Consider the following 2,692-nt stretch of genomic DNA (forward strand, 5'->3'; position numbering starts at 1 on the left):
GGTCATCGCTACCCCGCCGGTTGCCTGCGCCGCCTTCATGGCAAAGGCGTTCGCGGAGGGAATGAAGGTCGGGATTTTCGGTCCCTCGGTCACCAGACGACGGGCAAACGGCCAGAACCAACGGCGTCCGAGTCGCATGGTGAGCTGGCCGTCGAGCGTCTGCATGCACAGCAGGATCATCGACTCGCGAGCCCAGTTCTTCGTACGCACCAGCCGGAACAAGGCGCGCGGTCGCGTCAGAAGCATGGACAGAACCGTTAACAACCAGCTTGTCCGACGGTGGCGCCCCTTTGCCATGACGGTCGTCAGCAGGCCCATCACGTCCGAGCCCGCCGGGTAGCGCGTGGCCTCGATATGCGTATGCGCGTCGATGTAGATACCCGACCCGATGGCGACGCCGCGAGAGAGATCGTCCGTGGAACCAGGAAAGCGAATGCCGATGAGCGACTCGGCATTGGTGCGTACGCCATGCCCGAGTGCCGGCGATATCGCCGGTAGCGCCCCATTCTCGCGTAGCCGGAACAGCAGGTCCTGCGTACCGAGCGAGGAGGCGGCGAAGACCACCCCTTTACAGCGCAGGCGGGCCGAGACCCCGCCCTTGCGCGTCGCGACGACGTAGCCACCGGAACCATCCGATGCGTCGCCGATCGGGCGCACGTCGACCACTCGCGTCTGCTCGATCACAGTCGCGCCGCGTTTCTCGGCAAGGTAGAGATAATTCAGGTCCAGCGTGTTCTTGGCGCCGTACCGGCAGCCGACCATGCATCCGCCGCAACCGGTGCAGGCATGGCGATCGGGACCTTCGCCGCCGAAGTACGGATCCGCATAGGTCTTACCCGGTGCGTCACCCTCCTCGCCAAAGAAGACGCCAACGTCCGTCGCATAGAAGCTATCCCCGACGCCAACGGACTGTGCCATATCGCGCAGCCGGAAATCCGCCGCTGCGAGTCGTTCGTTGGTCGTCACACCCAGCATCCGCCGCGCGGTCGCGTAGTGCGCCGGCATAATGCGTTCCCAATCTTCCAGACCCGCCCATGAACCCTCGCGCCAGACACGCGGCGGCGGTTCAAGCAGGGTCTGTGCGTAGGTAATGGAACCGCCGCCGACCGCGTTGCCGTGGAGCACGATCACGTGGCGGAAGAAGCGCATCCCGAAGAAGCCGTGCATGCCTAGCGACGGAGCCCACAACCATCGCGACAATCGCCAGTTGGTCGTCGGCAGGGTCTCGGGCGTCCACCGCCTGCCCTGCTCGATCACCGCGACGCGGTACCCCTTTTCAGCCAGTCGTAACGCCGACACGCTCCCGCCGAAGCCGGAGCCGATGACGATGAAGTCGACATCGCGGTCGGCGCTATGCATCAGGGATGGACCGGTGAGCAGATTTCCACGAGGCAGCCATTGAGGTCACGGACATAGCCTACCTGCTGGCCCCATGGTTTGGCTTCCACCGACTTCACAGCGAGCGCTCCCGCGCCGAGGGCTTGCTCATAGGCATCCTCCGGCGAATCCGTGACCAGGCATATCTCGATCCCGGCAGGCAGGTCTCGCAGACTGTTCGGACGGATAGCGAGACCGTTCATCTGCGCCATGGTCTCGCCAGCGAAGCTGAGCGCCGTCTCTCCCGTCTCCATCTCGGCATACAGGCCACTCTCGTGGACGAAGCGTCGCCGCAGGCCGAACGCCGATTCATAAAAAGCGACGGTCGCGGTGACATCGGGAACGTAGATGAGGGTGTAGCCGAGGCGCATGAAGTCTCTCCCAGTGATGGGCCAGAGCGTAGCCTGCGCCCCGAAGAATGTGACAGATGTCGACGAAGCGCACGCTCCGGCACGTCGACGGCGACCACGACGTCATCCAGGCTGATCCCGGCCACTTCGCGACAGTCACCAGGCAGGCGTGGATGCGCCGCGGCGCCCTTTTGACGGCGCCGAAGTGGCTACCACCGAGATTAAATGCCACCCCTCCTCGTCGACCAGGACAGCGTCCGGCAGAACGCCCTCCATGGTGATCTCAATCCCGCGCGCGCCTGGAAGGCGTCGCTGCTCCGGAAACCACGGGCGGTCCCGGTCGACGACGATGAGCAGCCCCTCGTGATCGCCCATGGGAGCGAAACCTTCGGAGAGATCGCCGAATGGCGTAAGCCCCGTGCGCACCACAAGCTGACGAACCAGCGCCGGAACATCGTCGGTCGGCAGTCCGACTTCACTCACGCAGGCGATCTCGCTGCTTCGAAAGTCGCCGCTCAYGTTGCCCTCCCGGGCGAGTGGCCGACGTGCGATGAGCTCGAGCACGGCATCGTGCGGACCGGCGAAGTACACCGACTCCGAATCCCAGACGCCACCGACATGGAATCGCTCCTCGCCAAGGGGATCACGCAGCAGCAAGGCGCGCTTGCGTAACCAGGTACAGGCCGCGTCGAACCGGTCGTACGGAATATTGAAAGCGAGGTGCACGGCGCCCGGATCGGTCGAGGTGGGCCCGATGTCGATGTCGGTCCAGCCGACGTGCACCGTCGCGCCGGTCGTCGGGAGTTGGAGGACATCGCGGTAAAACGCGAGGCAGGCGTCCACGTCGGTGGACGGCAGGGTCAGTCGGGGGATGCGCATCGGATGTGCTGCGTCGGTGGGGAAAGCCATTGGACAACCTCAACCAAAGTTGAGGTCAAGCAAGAACGTACACGACTTGCGTACAC

General features: G+C 64.5%; 3 protein-coding genes. All 3 read right to left on the minus strand.

What is annotated here, in order from left to right; translation table 11 throughout:
* Window positions 1-1,359 (minus strand): FAD-binding protein (locus AC1DT2_RS20220; protein ID WP_477298317.1); only part of this gene is annotated, 1,359 nt, incomplete at its 3' end.
* Window positions 1,359-1,748 carry a VOC family protein gene (locus AC1DT2_RS20225; RefSeq protein ID WP_477298318.1) on the minus strand — a complete coding sequence of 130 codons (390 nt, stop codon included), beginning with the start codon at window positions 1,746-1,748 and terminating at the stop codon, window positions 1,359-1,361. The genes AC1DT2_RS20220 and AC1DT2_RS20225, both read right to left, overlap by 1 nt.
* 135 nt (window positions 1,749-1,883) lie before the next feature.
* A complete protein-coding gene (locus AC1DT2_RS20230) occupies window positions 1,884-2,606 on the minus strand; it encodes a VOC family protein (RefSeq protein WP_477298319.1) in 723 nt (240 codons plus the stop codon).
* Window positions 2,607-2,692 lie beyond the last annotated feature (86 nt).

This window comes from Luteibacter sp. P4_E6 (assembly GCF_056401535.1).

Coding starts and splice junctions, on each gene's coding strand:
- AC1DT2_RS20225 (WP_477298318.1), bottom strand. CDS start 1,748: ATGCGCCTCGGCTACACCCTCATCTACGTTCCCGATGTCACCGCGACC.